This is a genomic window from Erythrobacter sp. HL-111 (genome assembly GCF_900105095.1).
Lineage (GTDB): Bacteria > Pseudomonadota > Alphaproteobacteria > Sphingomonadales > Sphingomonadaceae > Erythrobacter.
Genome location: NZ_LT629743.1, coordinates 264,776 through 280,701 on the forward strand (window position 1 = coordinate 264,776; position 15,926 = coordinate 280,701).

The following is a 15,926-nucleotide window of genomic DNA, read 5'->3' on the forward strand; positions in this document are numbered from 1 at the left end:
GGCCAGCGCGCTGCGGGCGCCTATCCGACTGGCGATAGCATGGCCGCGCGGTCCTCGCCCCCTCGCCGCGGGCGGGGCAATCGGCCGGCTTTGACCCGACAGGGAGAACGACAGCATGACCACCGCCCCTGCCAGCCCGCCCCCGGCCCTGCGCGATGCGCTGGCGCGCGGCGAGTTCTTCATCGCCCCGGGGATGCACGACATGATCGCGGCGAAACTGGCGCGAAAGGCGGGCTTCGAGATCGGCTTTGCCAGCGGCTACTGGCTCACCGCCTCGGCCCATGGCCTGCCCGACGTGGGGCTCGCGACCTATACCCAGATGCTCGAAAGGGTGACGACGCTGGTGCGGGCGAGCGAGGGCATGGCGATCATCGCCGATGCCGACACGGGCTATGGCGGCCTGCTCAACGTACGCCACACCGTGCGCGGCTACGAGGAGGCGGGGGTGGCCGCGATTCAGCTGGAAGACCAGGAATTTCCCAAACGCTGCGGGCATTCCCGGGGCAAGAAGGTGGTCCCGGCCGGGGAGATGGTCGCCCGCATCACCGTCGCCCGCGAGGCGCTGAGGGGAGAGACGCCGCCGCTCGTCATCGCGCGTTCGGACGCGAAGGCGCCCGAAGGGCTCGATGCGATGCTGCACCGGCTGGAAGCCTATGCAAGGGCGGGGGCCGACCTGCTGTTTCCCGAGGCGCTGGGGGACGAAGAGGAAATGCGCTTCGTCGCCGAGCGCCTGCCGGCGCCTGCCATCGTCAACATGGCGGATGGCGGTAACACGCGCATCCTGCCTGCCGCCACGCTCGCCGAAATGGGTTTTGCAGGCGCGCTGTTCCCTGCGACCACCGCGCTCGCCTCGGCGGCGGCGAGCATTCATGCGCTAAGACGGCTGAAGGAAACGGGGACGAGCATCCACGAGGACGTCGAGCTGTTTTCCTTCGCCGAAATGTGCAGCCTGATCGGGTTCGACGAGGTCTACGAACTCGACCGGAAATGGGAGGGCCTTGCGGGGTGATGGGGGGCGATCAGGGCGCCTTGGCGAGGCTTTCCATGATCGGCGCGAGGATCGCCTGCACCAGTTTCTCGCGCGCCGCCGCCCGCGCCGCGGCGTCCTCGCCCGCCGGTTCGTAGGTATCCGCCGCGCCCTTCGCCACCACGCCGTGCTCGACCAGCAGCGCCTCGAGCGTCGCGACCCGCTCGCGCGTGACCGACAGCTCCATCGCGACCGTCACGAGCCCGCGCAGGAGATGCTCCTTCACCGGATCCTCGGTGAAGGTCGTGTTCCGGTCGCCCGCGCGCGGACCTTCGGGCAGCGCCGTCCCGTTTTCCCCGGCGCTCATGCCGGCTTGCGCCCGCCGAAGAAGTGGTACGCGGCAGGCCCGACGGATTCGTAGGTGGCGAAGGCGTGGTCCGGATCGAAGCCAGCCGCAATCGCCTCGGCCTTCATGTCGAGCCCGGCGAATCCGCTCCAGAACGGCTCGCCATTGTGGCGCACCTGCCAATGGTTGGTGACCTGCTTGATGAGCGGCACACGATGCGGCTGGTAGGGCACGTCGAGATGGCAGACGAGCCCGCCCGGGCGCAGCAGCCGCCAGCTTTCGCGCATGATGTCCCTGACCTGTGCCTTGCTCGTTTCATGGAACATGATGATCGAGACGATGAGGTCGAAGCTTTCGTCCGGATAGTGCGTTGCGCCCGCGTCCATTTCGGCGAAGTGGACCGGAACTCCCGCGCTTTCGGCATGGGCATGGGCGAAGCGGACGAAGGGCCGGGCAACGTCGATCCCGTGCACCTCGGCCTCAGGCCATTCGCGCTTGTAGGCGAGCGTCTGCTCGCCCGTGCCGCAGCCCATGTCGAGCACCGCCTCCGGTTCGAGATCGGGCGCATACCGGCGCGCGACCGCGCTGACGAAGCGGCCGAAGCTGTCGGGGGCGGGGCGCTCGCCCGCGGCCATGCCCTTTGCGATGCGGTAGAGTTCGACCGTGCCCGAATAGTTCAGCGCAGGTTCGAGGTCGTCCGCGCGCCGTTCGCGCCAGTAACCGCCGGGCTGGCGGTGGATCTCGGTCGTGGCGACGGGGGGCTTTACCAGCAATTCGTCCGACAGCGCGATCGAGCCGAGGCTTTCGCCGCTGTCCCGGATCGCCCGGTACTGCTCCACGGCGGCGTCGATCGTGCGATCGGTCGTCACCTGCACCGCGTCCCACAACAGGTTCTGGCTGTGGAAGGTGAGGGTGCCCCAGAGGCGGTAGAGCGGGTGGCCTTCGACGAGCGCTTCGGCGTCTTCGCGGGTTTGCGGCGGCGCGTCGGCGGCGGGCACGATCGCTTCGTCGAACAGGGCGCAGAGCCGGTTTTCGAGGTCGAGATTGACGAATTTCTTGAGCGCCCCGACAAAGCCGAGCCGCGCGGCCTCGTCGTGGTTCGGGGCGAAGCCGAACGCGGCCTCGCGCGCCTCGCGCGTCATGACGTCGTGCCTGCCCATCGCTTCATCCTTCCCCGGCGCTGCCCATCTTCGGCAGGTCGAGCGGTTCCTGCGGGATCAGCGTCGTCTTTTCCTCGGTGAAGAGTTCGATCGAGCCGGGCAGGCCGTCGCGCCCGATGCCCGATTGCTTGTACCCGCCGAAGGGCGAGCGCAGGTCGCGCGCCATCGGCGTGTTGACCCAGACCGTGCCCGCGCGCAGCATCCGCCGCGCGCGCATGACCGAGGGCAGGTCGTCCGACCAGATGTAGGCGGCGAGGCCGTATTCGCTGTCGTTGGCGATGGCCAGAGCCTCGTCGAGCCCCTGCACGCGCTGGATCGTGACGAACGGCCCGAACAATTCGGTCTGGCAGAGCATCGACGCGTTGTCCGATGCCTCCACCACGGTCGGGGCGAAGAAATAGCCCTTGTCGAATCCCGCGGCGCGCCCGCCTCCGGCCAGCACGGTGTAGGCCGGGTCCGAATGGGCGGCCTCGCCGAAGGCGAGCAACTTGTCGAAATGGGCGGCGAAGGCCATCGGGCCGATCTCGCAGGCCGGATCGAAGGGATCGCCGACCTTCAGCGCCTGCGCCCGCGCGGTGAAGCGGGCGATGAAGTCGTCCGCGACGCTGTCCTCGACGAGGATGCGCGATCCGGCGAGGCATTGTTCGCCATTCCCGGCGAAAATGCCCATCAGCGAACCGTCGACGGCCCGATGGAGGTCGGCGGAGGCGAGCACGATATTGGCCGATTTGCCCCCCAGTTCGAGCCCCACCTTCTTGAGGCTTCCCGCTGCCGCCGCCATGATCCGCCGGCCGGTCTGCGTCCCCCCGATGAAGCCGACGACGTCGACCCCCGGATGGCTGACCAGCGCGTTGCCGATGCCCGGCCCCGTCCCGCAGGCGACCTGCACCACGCCTTCGGGCACGCCCGCCTCGCGCACCAGTTCGGCGAGCCGCAGCACGGCGAGCGGGGCGTATTCGGAAGGCTTCACGATCACCGAATTGCCGAGCGATATCGCCGCGGCAAGCTTCATCGAGGCGAGCACCAGCGGCGCGTTCCATGGCGCGATCAGCACCGCGACGCCGACCGGCTCGCGCGTGACGATCGACAGGTACCGCCCCGACTGCTCGTAGCTTTCGCCCGAATGGCCCGCGAGAAGGTCGGCGAAGAAGGTGAAGTTCTCCGCGGTGCGCGCGACGTGCATCCCGCGCGATTGCGAGATCACGATCGAGGTTTCGAGCGTCTGCAGCCGGGCGAGTTCGTCGGCGTGTTCGAGCACCAGCGCGCTCACCCGGCGCAATGTCGCCGCGCGCTCGGCCACGGGCATCGCGCGCCATGCTCCCCCTTCGAAGGCGGTGCGGGCGGTCTCGACCAGCGCATCGGCGTGCCCCGGCGGGGTATGGGGCACGAAGGCGAAGGGTTCCTCGCTGGCGGCGTAGAAGAGGGTCTGCCCCTCACCCGCTCCGGGCGCGTCCAGCGCGGGGGCGGGCAGGGCAAGGTCGAAGGCGGCCGGCGGCCGGGCGAAGGCCTGCGCGGGTTCCGGCGTGGTCATCTCGTTCATGGGCGCATTTCCTGACCTCTGGCCGAGGCGCGGGCAGCCCCGTGCGCGCCTCCTGTTCGCTGAGCGGATAGCACGGTCACGGCGATTTGGGAAAAGCCGCGCGGCAGGTGTGATAGGAGCCGTGTGACACGAGGCGAAGGGAGGCGATGCGCCATGAGCGATGTCGAGGGGATCAAGCGGGAGCTGCGCGCGGCGATCGACGCCTGCCAGCCGGACGGGACCTATGACGACGCCACCTTCGAGCGGATTCATTCCCTGATCGGCGAGCTCGTCCCCCATACCCCCGTTCCCCGCCCGATCGACCGGCAGGAATTCGTCGCCTCGCCGTGGGGCTCGCACTTCGCCCAGTTCGGCCCGCGCCACACGGCGGGCAAACCGATCCGCCACGTTTCCTCGCTGAAGCTGCAGAGCTTCGGCGTGTTCGGCGACATTCCGATCAGGGTCCACGAGATCGACCAGGAAATCCGCGTCGAGGGGCGCCACTACAACAACGTGACCGAGATCGCGACGCCGGACGAGGCGCATCGCGCGCAGCTGATCGTCTGGGGCCGCTACGACATACCCGAAGACCGGCCGCAGCGCTATTCGGTCGAATTCTACGCGGTCGAGATCGTCCCGCCCGAAGGGGTGAGCGCCGACGACCTGCGCGCGCGGTTCGGGCTCGCCGCCGATGCCGCGCTGCGCCGCGAGCTCAAGCCGCCCAGGCTCCATTCCGACGTGGTCTATTGCGATGAGGACATGCGGATCAATTTCGGCAGCATGGGCGGGGTCTACGTGATGAATCGCAAGCCCGGTCCGGGCAAGTCGGTCGCTTTCGCCTGAGCGAGGCGGCTGTCTGAGCCCCGAAGGACCGAAGGCCGCCGGAAATCTGGTCGGGGAGAAGGGATGCGGCGCTACGCCCGGGGGCGCACGACGCCAGCCTGATCGTTTCCGCGCTGAGCAGGATCGGGTGGACCCGCTGGATGCTCCACCTGGGATCGAGGGCACGTGGATCGGTAGCGAACTGATCGCCCTTTGCCACAGGGCGCCGGAAACACTCCTGCGGCTCACGCGCGAGCTCTAGCGCCATCGGCTTGCCCGCACGCCCATCTTGCGGTCGGGTCCGCTGCAATCCGACCCCGGCGCGAGTTCGGAGTAACGGGGCCGCGCAAGGGGGAAAGGCGGCTTCCCGCCCGCCATCGGGCATGAGCAGCCCCAGGATCACGAACCCGTGTGTTTGCAATTGCCTGCGCCGAAACGCCGGGATCGTTTGACCCGACCTGCAAACTACCATACCTTCGCATCTTCATATCTGCGAATCTATGCAGATACGGAGAATCCATATGCCGAGCCGGCTGATCGTCTCCAAGGAGCTTGCCGATCTTCTCAAGCTTCTCGCCCATCCCGACAGGCTCCGCCTGATCGAGGAGCTGCGTCTCGGCGAGAAGGACGTGAGCGGGATCGCCGCCGCGCTCGACCTTCCGGCGACGCGGGTGTCCCAGCATCTCGCGTCCCTGCGCGCGCACCGTCTCGTCGAGACGCGCCGCGAGGGGCGGAACCATCACTATCACCTTACCCAGCCGGCCATCGCCGCATGGATCCTCGAAGCGCTCGAGTTCCTGGAGATCCGCAGCCCGCTCGAAGAAGGCTCCCACATCGACCGCGTCCGCGAATTGTGGGCCGCGGAAAGTTCCAAGCCGTCATCATGAAAGGTTAGACCAATGTCGAGATTTGCCCTTGGCGCGATCAAGTTCCAGCGTGAAGTATTCCCCCAGAAGCAGGAACTTTTCGAACGGCTGAGCACCGGCCAGAGCCCCGAAGCGCTGTTCATCACCTGCTCCGACAGCCGGATCGAAACCGCTCTCATCACCCAGACCGATCCGGGCGACCTGTTCATCTGTCGCAATGCGGGCAACATCGTCCCGCCCCACACGAACCAGACCGGCGGGATGACCGCCTCGATCGAATTCGCGGTCGGCGCGCTGCGCGTGCCCAACATCGTCGTGTGCGGGCACACCGAATGCGGCGCGATGAAGGGGGCGATGAACCGCGCAGGCCTCGATCACCTGCCGCATGTCCGCGAATGGCTCGGTTTCGCGCAGGGTGCAGTCGACATCGTCGATGCGCTCGGTGCGGGGATGAGCCCGGAAGAGAAGATGCGGATGCTGCTCGAGCAGAACGTCATCCTCCAGCTCCAGCACCTCAGGACCCACCCGACCGTCGCGGTCGCGCTCGCCAGCAAGGCCGTCACGCTGCACGGCTGGGTCTACGACATCAAGACCGGCGAGGTCAGCGCCTACGATGCAGAGAGCGAGACCTGGCAGCCGATCGAGGAGCGCTACGCTTCCGAAATCGCCTCCGAGGCGCTGGCGGGACACGCCTGCTGATCGTCGCCCGGACCCGCCCGTCCTGCCCCAGCCCCGTCACCTCGTTTCAGCCGAAGGATTGTAAGAAATGACAAGCCAGACCGCCGCCTTGCCCTCTTTGGCCGTGCTGGGCCGGGATTTTCTCGCGTCCATCGTCGTGTTCCTCGTCGCCTTGCCCCTGTGCATGGGCATCGCCATCGCCTCCGGCGCACCGCCTGCGCTCGGCCTTGTCACCGGGATCGTCGGCGGGCTGGTGGTCGGCAGCATCGCCGGATCGCCGCTCCAGGTGAGCGGACCGGCTGCCGGCATGGCGGTGCTCGTGTTCCAGCTCGTCAACGAACACGGCCTGGTGATGCTGGGCGTGGTCGGGCTCATCGCCGGAGCCGCCCAGCTTATCGCGGGCGCATTGAAACTGGGACAATGGTTCCGGGCGATCTCGCCTTCGGTGATCCACGGCATGCTGGCCGGTATCGGGGTCCTCATCGCCGTCTCGCAGTTCCACGTCATGCTCGACGACGATCCCCGATCGAGCGGCCTTGCGAACATTGCCGCCATCCCCGAAGCGATCATGAAGATCTTCCCGATCGACGAATCGGTCCACCACCTCGCGGCGATGGCAGGGCTCCTGACGATCGGCACGATCGTCGCGTGGAACAAGTTCAAGCCGGAGAAGCTCGCCCTGCTTCCCGGTCCTCTGGTGGGGGTGATCGCGGGCACGCTGTTCGCGCTGGTCTTCGCGCTGCCGATCACGCTGGTCGACCTGCCCTCGAACCTCACGGATGCGCTCAACATCCCGACCGGCGATGCTCTTGCAGGGTTTCTGGACCCCACCATCATCGGTCTCGGCCTGATCTTCGCCTTCGTCGCGAGCGCCGAAACGCTGCTGTGCGCGACCGCGGTCGACAAGATGCACATCGGGGCGCGCACGAATTACGACAAGGAACTGCGCGCGCAGGGCGTCGGCAACATGATCTGCGGGGCGCTGGGCGCGCTGCCCATGACGGGGGTCATCGTCCGCTCGGCAGCGAATGTCGAAGCCGGGGCGAAAACCCGTGCCTCGGCGATCCTGCATGGCGCCTGGCTCCTGCTCGCGGTCGCCGCCTTTCCCTTCGTGCTGAACGCAATCCCGACCTCGGTGCTGGCCGCGATCCTCGTCTATACCGGCTACAAGCTCGTCAACGTCGCGCAGATCCGCAAGATCGCGGAATTCGGCAAGCAGGAACTGGCGATCTACGTCGTCACCCTCGTCGGGGTGGTCGCAATCGACCTTCTCACCGGCGTCGTGCTCGGCTTCGTTCTCGCCACGCTCAAGCTCGTCTACACCTTCTCGCATCTCGAGATCGACGTGACGCGCGACGAAAGCTCCAACCGGATCGATGTGTGGATGACGGGCTCGGCCACGTTCTTCTCGATCCCGCAGCTCAGCAATGCGCTGGAAAACTCGCCGCACGGGTCGGAGGTCCACATCCACGTCGAGAAGCTGGACCATATCGACCACGCCTGCCTCGAGATGCTGTCATCGTGGGAAAAGCTTCACCAGAGCACCGGCGGAAGCCTCGTCGTCGAATGGAGCGATCTCGTCCGGCGCTATGCACGGCGCTCGAACGATCCGGCCAAGGCCTCGATCAACAGCCCCACGACGAGGGACGCGGCCTAGGCGCCGGGTGTCAGATCACCGTCTGCGAAGCTTCGCGCTGCCACAATTCCTTGGCCTGCTTGATGTCCGTCGCGCTCGCCCGGCCGAGCCGATGGGCGATGAAGTCGATGCCGTCGATCAGCCACAGCGCCAATTCGGGCTGCGCAAGCCGGTAGACGCGGTTCTGACCCACGGATTCGGTATCGACCAATGCGATGGCCCTTAGCACGGCGAGGTGCTGCGAGACGCGGGTCGCAGGAATTTCGAGCGCGGCGGCGAGCTCGTTGACCGACTGTTCGCCCGACTGCAGCCTGAGCAGGAGACGGATGCGATCGGGGTGCGAAATCTGCCGCATGACATTGGCGAGCTCGCTCGCGACGATCTTTCGGCTTGGCATTTTCCCGGTCCCCGTGTCGGCTCAGCAGGATGTCACGAGCGCGAGCCGGGCGGCCCCCGCGCGTCGCGCTTCGGTGGAGCGGCCGCAGGCGATTCCGCGCCAGGCGGGCAGAGCCCTGCCGTCCGGCGGATCGGCGGAAACGGCAAGATCGACGAACTCGGCCTCCGTGACCTCCTTGACGTAGGGAGCCGGCGAACCGCGCGCGGGGGTGACCAGCCCGCGGTCGCGCAGCGCCGCCCAGCTTTCGTGGAGGCGATCGGCGACAAGGCCGCACCCGCCCTGCCGCGCGGCAAGGGCAAGCCCCTGCATCAGCAGGGTCGCATCGAGCGGAAGCCGGGCGGATGTGCCGATCCCCTCGCTCGCGACCATGGAGAGTCCGCGATCATGCCACAGCATGGGCCAGGGCGCGCAGACGCCGCTCCATGCCGATAGCATCGCGAGGACGATGCCGCGAAGCTCGGGCATGGCGATGACCGCTTCCCAGTCCACCTCGTTCGACTGGATCCGCACGACAGCCTGCTCGATCGGGAGAATCTCCACCTCGATATCCGCGCGCGTGTCCGCGTCGCACGCCGCGACGAGGTGAGCCGCCATCGCGTTGCGGTTCGCTTCGGGGAGTATGATCGCCAGCTTTCGCCGACCTTCGGACTTCGCGGCGTCGATCATCGCCTTGAGCACGGCCATGCGCGGCATGGCATGGACCCCTGCGCCATCCCCCTCGGAGCCGGCGGGAAGCGGCGACATCAGCGTCAGATCGGTCGGCGTCCCGGCGCCCGGGCGCCCGGTTCCGCTGTCGAAAAGATAGCTCGCGATCCAGCGGGCCCGGGGCCATTGGTGAGCCGCTACAGGGCCTTGAAAGGCGGTCGGCGACCAGCACAGCCACGGCGCGAAGATCGGCGGCCCGGCCTCCCCGGTCGAGCCGATGACCTGCCGCGCCCTGTCCATGAGGCTGAGCTGCCGCTCGCCAGCGGCCCGCTCGATCGCGATGCCCATTCCCTCGACCAGCCGGGCCAGCGCGCCCGCCCAGTCCTCGCCCGGAGCCTCGGACGGTTCGGCGAGCGCGAGCTTCGTGCTTACCAGCGAGAGGCGCGGAAAATCGCGCACCCGGTCTCCAGCGCAGCCCGGCGATCGATCCGCCTGCCCGGTTTCCCCGGCCCACGAACACAGCTCCTGTGCCTCAGACGTTCTCGACGAATGTTCGGTGCGATCCATGGGGCCAGTTCCTCGGAAGCGATGGGGGAGGAAGAGTTCTAGCGAGGGCCTACCGATCTGAAAAATTCATTAAATGTGCCAATTCGTTCCAATTTATAGAAGGGTCCCGGAAACCGCTCTCCATCCATTCCCGGTCATTCGAGCCTGCCGACCGGTGCTTGCCCCGGTCCTTCCGACGAGCGGCAGCCCGATCGGTGAACCGGCATGACACGCGAGGTGACACCCCGTTTCACCGGATGGCAAAACGGTTGTCTTTCAACGCCTTGCAGGAAATCTGGTCGGGGAGACAGGATTCGAACCTGCGACCCTCTGCTCCCAAAGCAGATGCGCTACCGGGCTGCGCCACTCCCCGAACCTTTGCGGAGCCTTAGGTTTGGGGCCCTTCCGGCGCAAGCTGCAATCGCCTCTCGCGGCTTTGCGCGGGCGCACACGGTGCGGCCGGGCTGGTACCGCCTTCGCCGGGCGGTGGGGCAGGTGAGGGCAGCGGTGACCATCCGGTGTGCTCCCCGCTTGCGTCATCGCCGCGGTTTCTGCACTGTGGGGCTCGCGCAACCGGGCCGGGTCGTCGCTGCGCCCGCAAGGATGGATGAGAGGACTTTGGCCGATCGCGCCGACATGATGAGGCGCCAGCGCGCGCTTGCCGAATTCGGCGACTTCGTGCTCGACCACGACGACCTCGACGAGATTCTCCTCGAGGGGTGCCGCCTGATCGCCGAGGCGCTGCGAACCGATCTCGCCAAGGTGGTCGAGATCGAGCGCCACCGCGCGACCGGCTTCATCCGCGCCGGGATCGGCTGGAATGACGGCATCGTGGGCCGCGAGCGGGTCAGCCTGCGCGAACGCTCTTCGGAGGCCTTTGCCATCGCCAGGGCCGAACCGGTCATCACGAACGACATCAAGAAAGAGACGCGGTTCCATTTCCCCGCCTTCCTGCAAGATCACGGCGTGGTCGCGCTCATCAACGTGCCGATCTTCCTGCCGGGCCGGCGGCCGTGGGGCGTCCTGCAGGTCGATTCGCGCGTGCCGCGCAAGTTCGACCGCGAAGACATCGATTTCCTCAAGAACTATTCCATGGTGCTCGGGCCGGTGATCGACCGGCTGCTCGTCATGCGCGAGAAGCACGAGGAGACGCGCCAGCTCACCCTTCGCAACGACCGCCTGCGCCGGGTGATCGAGGGGATGGAGGAGGGATTCGGGCTGCTCGCGCCCGATTTCACCATCCTCGAACACAATCGCAAGCTCGATTTTGCCCAAGGCGATCAGTCCGGCGAAACCGTGGGGAAGAGCTTCTGGGAGCGCTATCCGGGTTCGCGGGATACCGATATCGGCCGGATGCTGGTGCGGGCGATGGAGGAGCGCATTCCGCTGACGCTCGAACACCGGCCGATGGGCTCGGAGCGCTGGCTGGAGGCGCGCGCTTTCCCGATAGCGGACGGCTCGCTCGCATTGCTGTGGCGCGACGTGACCGCCCGCCGCGAAGCGCGCCTGCGCCTCAGCAAGAGCGAGGAATGGCTCCGCAGCGCGATCATGGTCGGCAAGGTCGGGCTGTGGGCCTGGGACATCCCGGACAACCGGATCGTGTGGTCGGAAGAGCATTACCTCATGTACGGCTACCAGCCCGGCGAGATCGAGCCGTCCCATATCACCTGGTATGAACAAATAGTCGACGAAGACCGCGAACGCGTCGTCGCCGAAATCAGGGCCGCGCGGGAATCGGGCGAGGATTACGCCACGCAGTACCGCGTCGTCAGGAACGATGGCACGGTCCGCTGGCTGGATGCGACGGGGCGCTTCTTCTACGACGACGAGGGCACCGCGGTCCGCATGGTCGGCGCGCTCGTCGACGTGACCGAACAGCACGAAATGAACGACCGGCTCGGCCTTCTGGTGGCCGAACTGCAGCACCGCACGCGCAATCTCATCGGGGTGGTGCAGGCGATGGCGCTGCGGACCCAGCGCAGCAGCGAGACGATCGAGCAATTCAGCCGGAAGTTCCGCGACCGGCTCGAGGCGCTGGCGCGTGTGCAGGGCCTGCTTTCGCGGCTGGGGACGGAGGACCGGATCTCCTTCGACGAGCTGATCGAGACCGAACTGGCGGCGATGAATGGCGAGAAGACGGACACGACGGTCCGGCTCGACGGCCCGCGCGGCATCCGGCTGCGCTCCTCGACCGTGCAGACGCTGGCGCTGGCGCTGCACGAACTCGCCACCAACGCGGTCAAGTACGGGGCGCTGGGGCAGGCCGGTGCGCGGCTTGCGATCACCTGGAGCTTCGAGAAGCAGGGCGACGGCGGGCGGCCCTGGCTCCACATCGAATGGCGCGAAAGCGGGGTGAGGATGCCCGCGGGCGATAACGGGCCGCACGGCTCGGGCGAGGGGCGCGAGTTGATCGAGCAGGCGCTGCCCTACCAGCTCGGCGCGCGCACGCATTTCGAACTGGGCAAGGACGGCGCCTATTGCACGATCTCGCTGCCCGTGTCGGACGCCGCGGGCTAGGGCGAAGGGCCGCGCGCCGCACCCCCGGTCGCGCCCGATCCTTCGCCCGCGCCCGCCGCCGCACCCGGTGGGCCCGGCAGGATTCGAACCCGCGACCTAGCCGTTATGAGCGGCCAGCTCTAACCGCTGAGCTACAGGCCCCTGGGGTGGCGGCGGCCGGACCCTGTCGCACTAGCTTGGCACCCGGCGCGAAACAAGCGGATTGCAAGGCGCCCCGCCGCGGTCAGGTGCGGGCGGCGGCCAGGATGTCGGCGATGCTTGCCGGGCGCACGCCCAGCTCGGCAAGCCGCGCGTGGACCGCGCGCAGCCAGTCGTGCAGCGCGGCGAGATCGGCGCTGCTGCGGACATAGGGCGTGTGACCGGGCACGAGGCTGGGACTGTGGAAGGACAGGACGATCAGCGGCAGGTCCGCCTGCACCGCCGCCTCGACCCCGCGCAGCGCCGCGGCGATGCCGACGCCTTCGGGCGTGAGCGCGATCCGCTCGCACAGGCCGGTCCGCGCGAACAGGCCCGCAAGCTTCGGTATCCGTTCCCCGGCCCGCTGGAGCCGCGGCCCGAGCGGCGCGAGCGGCCCGGCATGAACGCTGGAGACCGGCAGTTCGAGCAGGTTGCGCGCCTCGTCCATCCACCAGGGATGGGCCGGGTGACGGCGATGATCCGGCCCTCCGTCGGCGCGGTAATCGAACAGCGGGCGCATCGAGGAATCGATCGCGATCCCGTGTTCCCCGAGAAGCTCCGCCGTATGCGGCCCGAAGCCGTAGCGGCCCGCCCGGTAGATCGCCGGGCTGACCCCGAAGGCCTGCTCGATCCGGGCCTTCAGCCGCGCGAATTTCTCCGCTTCGAGCGCGCGCGGCAGGTTGCCGGCATAGGAATTGCGCGCGGTGACCGCTTCCTCGAACGGGGGGTTGACCCAGGGGTGGAGGTGGATGCCGATATCCGCGCGGCCCGCCCGCGCCGCCGCGCCCAGCACCTCGACCGCGACCGGGTCGTGCGCGATCGGCCAATCGACCAGCCAGACGGGATGCGCGCCGATTTCCTCGCAGAATGCCTGGAACCCGGCGAAGGCGCGGGTGTGGGTGGTTGCCGTGGCTTGCCGCGAGAAGGGCGCGGACCAATCGAACTCTTCCTCGGTGTCGATCGTCAGCAGCACGCGTCGTCCGAAGCCGGGGGCGAACCGCGCGCGCTCGCCCGGCGCGACGGGGGGAAGGGCTTCGGCGGCGGCAGTGCCGGTGACGGAAGGCGGTGCATGGTGCATGGCAGGGCCGACATAGCCGCCTAGTCCTAAGAAAGCTTTCCGCCCGCTTCCCCCTGCTCTTCGGCGAAGTCGGTGGCGGCATCACCGGACCCGGGCGCGGCGCGTTCGGTGATGAGCGGCAGGGTCAGCACGACTTCCTCGTCCCGCCGCACCAGGTCGCCTCCCGCCGCGCGCGCTTCGGCCCGCGCCAGCCGCAGCGCGAACCCGGCGCCGAACAGGCCGGCATTGATCGCGGTGCCGAGCGGGCGGGCCTCGGCGGCGAAGATGTCTTCTTCGGCCAGCAACTGGGCCGGGATCTCGCAGGTCAGGCGCGCGGCGCCGATCGGTCCGCCCGCGTCGGCCCCGCCCTCATGACCAAGCACCGGCACGAGCGTCGCGCGCAGCATCTCGCCCGCCGCGCAGCCGCCCCCTAGCGTCGCGAGCAGCCGCCAGAGCAGCGCCTCGGTCTCGTCCGGGTCGAGCGTGACGAGCACTTCGCGGTCGGCCGGGGGATCGAACGCGATGCCCGACAGGCGCGGGGCGAGCACGTGGGCAAGCTGGTCGACCGTGCGGGTCGCGGCGGCAGCAAGGTCGCTTTCGCCGCGCGTCATCTCGCCGGTGCCGCTTTCGAGCCGGGCGAGCCGGTCGAGCTCGGCGAAGCCGGCGAGGATGCGCGCGGCATCGGCGGCGATCCCGGCGGCAAGGGCGCGGTATTCGTGCGGGGCGGGGCCGAAAAGCTGCTGCTGGATGACCTCGGCATAGCCCTGGACCGCGGTGACGGGGGTCCGCAATTCGTGCAGCAGCTGGCGGATCCGGTCGGCTTCGCGCGCCGCGGTGGTGGGGCGGTGCGGCGCCTCGGCAGGGCGGCGGAAACGCCCGACATAGCCGGTGAAGACGCCGTCGTCGGTGAAGCGCGGGCGCGCATCGACCACCCAGGCGCCGCTGATGGCGGGCGCGCCGGCAAGATCGGCGGGGGCATGGGAAATCGGCTGGCGGCGGGCGAAGGCGCGTTCGAGCGCGCTTTCCTCGCCCGCACCGAGCAGCGCCTTGCGCCGGACCAGCCGCGCGCCGATCACCATGGGCGCGATTTCGGGCTCGGCCCATTCGATCCGCCCGGCGCTGTCGGCGGCGAAGCCGAAGGCGATGACGATCCGCTCGCCCGGGCGCTGTTCGAGCGGCAGGTCGAGCGGCAAGCCGGGCGAGGGGTCCTGCTCGATCGGCGCTGCTTCGCGCTCGCGCCGGAAGCGGGCGATGCGTTCGACCAGCGCCGAAATCTCGCTGCGGGGGCCATCGCCTTCCACCTCCTCGCCCGGGCGGGGGGGCGGCGGCGGAGGGACCTCGCCCTCGCCGGGCGTAGCGGCCGCGGCCTCTTGCGCGTCGATACCGCCCTCCGCACCGGGCCGGGGCAGACCGCGATCATGGATCCCCAGCCGTTCGAGCAGCGCCTCGACATCGACCGGCAGATCGCGCCTCAGGCGCAGGAACCCGCGCGCGCGGATCGGCAGGCGGGGGATGAGCGCCTGCCACTCCTCCGCCGGGAGCTCCGCCTTGGTCAGCGCGGCGGCGGCGACCTCGGGTTCGAAATCGGCGAGATGCGAAGTCAGCTCCGCGCTGCGAAGCCGCCAGCCGGGTTCGCGCACGATCCGCGCGCGCTCGCTCGCGGGCAGGACCTCGGCCAGCGCGTCCATCCTGAGCCACGCCGCCGCGAGCAGGCTGTGATCGCGCCGGTCCGGCCCGGACTGGCGGCGATTGCCGAGCAGGTCGAGCAACTGCCTGAACTGCGTGCGCCGACCCGCCTCGCTCGAGACGCGCTGGCGCAGCACGGTGGCAAGGCGGTCGTCGAAGAACATGTTACTCCAGGGCGGCGCAAGGCCAGTTCGGCGCGGGTCCTGCGCGCGCGGGTGCGCGGCCTGCTGCCGACCCGGCCCGGCCGGTGACAGCCAGGTTCTACCAGCATTGCACGCTTGTCACAGGGGAACCTGAACGACGCGTTGCAAAGCGGGACAATTGCTGGCAAGGATAATAATATTAGTCGTGCGCGGTGCCGCACCATATGTTGTTACACACCTTTGTTAGGGCGTTTGCGGTCGATGGGGGGCGGACCCGCTACGCACCGGGAGCATGAGCCAAATGGCCAATCTGGACGAAATCGACAAACGCCTGCTCGCCGAACTGCAGGCCGAGGGGCGGGTGACGAACGTCGAACTCGCGCAGCGCGTGGGCCTGACTGCGCCGCCCTGCCTGCGCCGCGTGCGCGGACTTGAGGAAGAAGGCGTGATTCGCGGCTACCACGCCGATCTCGACCCGTCGAAACTGGGCTTTTCCATCACCGTCTTCGCCATGGTCAGCCTCAAGAGCCAGGCCGAAACCGCGCTGCGCGAATTCGAGGAGCACATGCGCGCCCTGCCCGAGGTGCGCGAGTGTCACATGCTCAACGGCGAGATCGACTTCATCCTCAAGATCGTCTCCCAGGACCTCCAGAGCTTCCAGGAATTCCTCACCGGAAAGCTCACGCCGGCGCCCAATGTCGAAAGCGTGAAGACCTCGCTCACCATCCGCACGTCGAAGCACGAGCCCGGCGTCCCGCTCTGAC

The 15,926-nt window shown here is 68.4% G+C and carries 14 protein-coding genes and 2 tRNA genes; 7 read left to right on the forward strand and 9 right to left on the reverse strand.

The window, feature by feature from the left end:
- Positions 1–115: 115 nt before the first annotated feature.
- Positions 116–1,009, forward strand: a complete 894-nt coding sequence (locus BLU08_RS01280; RefSeq protein WP_090194298.1) for an oxaloacetate decarboxylase — start codon at positions 116–118, stop codon at positions 1,007–1,009.
- Positions 1,010–1,019: 10 nt separating this feature from the next.
- Here BLU08_RS01280 and BLU08_RS01285 read toward each other — a convergent pair whose 3' ends face one another.
- From BLU08_RS01285 to BLU08_RS01295, 3 genes are read right to left on the reverse strand one after another with little or no spacing between them, the layout of a single operon-like run.
- On the reverse strand, positions 1,020–1,334 hold the full coding sequence (locus BLU08_RS01285; protein WP_090194303.1) for a hypothetical protein: 315 nt from the start codon (positions 1,332–1,334) through the stop codon (positions 1,020–1,022).
- Positions 1,331–2,473 (reverse strand): class I SAM-dependent methyltransferase, encoded by a 1,143-nt coding sequence (locus BLU08_RS01290; protein ID WP_090194305.1) that lies wholly within the window; start codon positions 2,471–2,473, stop codon positions 1,331–1,333. Before BLU08_RS01290 ends, BLU08_RS01285 begins: the two co-directional genes overlap by 4 nt.
- Before the next feature lie 4 nt (positions 2,474–2,477).
- Positions 2,478–4,013 (reverse strand): aldehyde dehydrogenase family protein, encoded by a 1,536-nt coding sequence (locus BLU08_RS01295; protein ID WP_157674415.1) that lies wholly within the window; start codon positions 4,011–4,013, stop codon positions 2,478–2,480.
- Between the two features lie 153 nt (positions 4,014–4,166).
- On the opposite strand from BLU08_RS01295, the gene BLU08_RS15030 reads away from it, so the two are divergent.
- The 4 genes from BLU08_RS15030 (at position 4,167) to BLU08_RS01310 (ending at position 8,015) form a co-directional block, all read left to right on the forward strand.
- On the forward strand, positions 4,167–4,835 hold the full coding sequence (locus BLU08_RS15030; RefSeq protein WP_157674416.1) for a hypothetical protein: 669 nt from the start codon (positions 4,167–4,169) through the stop codon (positions 4,833–4,835).
- A 500-nt stretch (positions 4,836–5,335) separates the two neighbouring features.
- A complete protein-coding gene (locus BLU08_RS01300) occupies positions 5,336–5,701 on the forward strand; it encodes a helix-turn-helix transcriptional regulator (protein WP_090194312.1) in 366 nt (121 codons plus the stop codon).
- A gap of 12 nt (positions 5,702–5,713) precedes the next feature.
- Positions 5,714–6,379, forward strand: coding sequence for a carbonic anhydrase (locus BLU08_RS01305; RefSeq protein ID WP_090194315.1), 666 nt, complete (start codon positions 5,714–5,716; stop codon positions 6,377–6,379).
- A gap of 67 nt (positions 6,380–6,446) precedes the next feature.
- Positions 6,447–8,015, forward strand: coding sequence for a SulP family inorganic anion transporter (locus BLU08_RS01310; RefSeq protein WP_090194316.1), 1,569 nt, complete (start codon positions 6,447–6,449; stop codon positions 8,013–8,015).
- Positions 8,016–8,025: 10 nt separating this feature from the next.
- On the opposite strand, the gene BLU08_RS01315 is transcribed toward BLU08_RS01310, so the two are convergent.
- The 3 genes from BLU08_RS01315 to BLU08_RS01325 form a co-directional block, all read right to left on the reverse strand.
- Entirely contained in the window at positions 8,026–8,391 is a 366-nt protein-coding gene (locus BLU08_RS01315; protein ID WP_090194318.1) for a helix-turn-helix transcriptional regulator, read from the reverse strand.
- Between the two features lie 21 nt (positions 8,392–8,412).
- The gene (locus tag BLU08_RS01320; RefSeq protein ID WP_090194320.1) at positions 8,413–9,495 is read right to left on the reverse strand and encodes a hypothetical protein; all 1,083 of its coding nucleotides are present in this window, start codon (positions 9,493–9,495) and stop codon (positions 8,413–8,415) included.
- A 383-nt stretch (positions 9,496–9,878) separates the two neighbouring features.
- A tRNA-Pro gene (locus BLU08_RS01325) sits at positions 9,879–9,955 on the reverse strand.
- 263 nt (positions 9,956–10,218) lie between these two features.
- Between BLU08_RS01325 and BLU08_RS01330 the strand changes: the two genes are divergently transcribed.
- A complete protein-coding gene (locus tag BLU08_RS01330) occupies positions 10,219–12,099 on the forward strand; it encodes a PAS domain-containing protein (protein ID WP_172800955.1) in 1,881 nt (626 codons plus the stop codon).
- A gap of 68 nt (positions 12,100–12,167) precedes the next feature.
- On the opposite strand, the gene BLU08_RS01335 is transcribed toward BLU08_RS01330, so the two are convergent.
- The 3 genes from BLU08_RS01335 to BLU08_RS01345 all read right to left on the reverse strand — a co-directional run bounded on the left by BLU08_RS01335 (position 12,168) and on the right by BLU08_RS01345 (position 15,183).
- Positions 12,168–12,240, reverse strand: a tRNA-Ile gene (locus BLU08_RS01335).
- A gap of 82 nt (positions 12,241–12,322) precedes the next feature.
- Positions 12,323–13,354, reverse strand: a complete 1,032-nt coding sequence (locus BLU08_RS01340) for a polysaccharide deacetylase family protein (RefSeq protein WP_090194325.1) — start codon at positions 13,352–13,354, stop codon at positions 12,323–12,325.
- Positions 13,355–13,380: 26 nt separating this feature from the next.
- Entirely contained in the window at positions 13,381–15,183 is a 1,803-nt protein-coding gene (locus tag BLU08_RS01345; RefSeq protein ID WP_090194327.1) for a histidine kinase dimerization/phospho-acceptor domain-containing protein, read from the reverse strand.
- 280 nt (positions 15,184–15,463) lie between these two features.
- Here BLU08_RS01345 and BLU08_RS01350 point away from each other — a divergent pair, with 280 nt between their 5' ends.
- Positions 15,464–15,925 carry an Lrp/AsnC family transcriptional regulator gene (locus BLU08_RS01350; RefSeq protein WP_090194330.1) on the forward strand — a complete coding sequence of 154 codons (462 nt, stop codon included), beginning with the start codon at positions 15,464–15,466 and terminating at the stop codon, positions 15,923–15,925.
- Position 15,926 lies beyond the last annotated feature (1 nt).

Coding starts and splice junctions, on each gene's coding strand:
- BLU08_RS01315 (WP_090194318.1), bottom strand. CDS start 8,391: ATGCCAAGCCGAAAGATCGTCGCGAGCGAGCTCGCCAATGTCATGCGG.
- BLU08_RS01295 (WP_157674415.1), bottom strand. CDS start 4,013: ATGAACGAGATGACCACGCCGGAACCCGCGCAGGCCTTCGCCCGGCCG.
- BLU08_RS01345 (WP_090194327.1), bottom strand. CDS start 15,183: ATGTTCTTCGACGACCGCCTTGCCACCGTGCTGCGCCAGCGCGTCTCG.
- BLU08_RS01350 (WP_090194330.1), top strand. CDS start 15,464: ATGGCCAATCTGGACGAAATCGACAAACGCCTGCTCGCCGAACTGCAG.
- BLU08_RS01305 (WP_090194315.1), top strand. CDS start 5,714: ATGTCGAGATTTGCCCTTGGCGCGATCAAGTTCCAGCGTGAAGTATTC.
- BLU08_RS15030 (WP_157674416.1), top strand. CDS start 4,167: ATGAGCGATGTCGAGGGGATCAAGCGGGAGCTGCGCGCGGCGATCGAC.
- BLU08_RS01340 (WP_090194325.1), bottom strand. CDS start 13,354: ATGCACCATGCACCGCCTTCCGTCACCGGCACTGCCGCCGCCGAAGCC.
- BLU08_RS01285 (WP_090194303.1), bottom strand. CDS start 1,334: ATGAGCGCCGGGGAAAACGGGACGGCGCTGCCCGAAGGTCCGCGCGCG.
- BLU08_RS01290 (WP_090194305.1), bottom strand. CDS start 2,473: ATGGGCAGGCACGACGTCATGACGCGCGAGGCGCGCGAGGCCGCGTTC.
- BLU08_RS01280 (WP_090194298.1), top strand. CDS start 116: ATGACCACCGCCCCTGCCAGCCCGCCCCCGGCCCTGCGCGATGCGCTG.
- BLU08_RS01300 (WP_090194312.1), top strand. CDS start 5,336: ATGCCGAGCCGGCTGATCGTCTCCAAGGAGCTTGCCGATCTTCTCAAG.
- BLU08_RS01330 (WP_172800955.1), top strand. CDS start 10,219: ATGATGAGGCGCCAGCGCGCGCTTGCCGAATTCGGCGACTTCGTGCTC.
- BLU08_RS01310 (WP_090194316.1), top strand. CDS start 6,447: ATGACAAGCCAGACCGCCGCCTTGCCCTCTTTGGCCGTGCTGGGCCGG.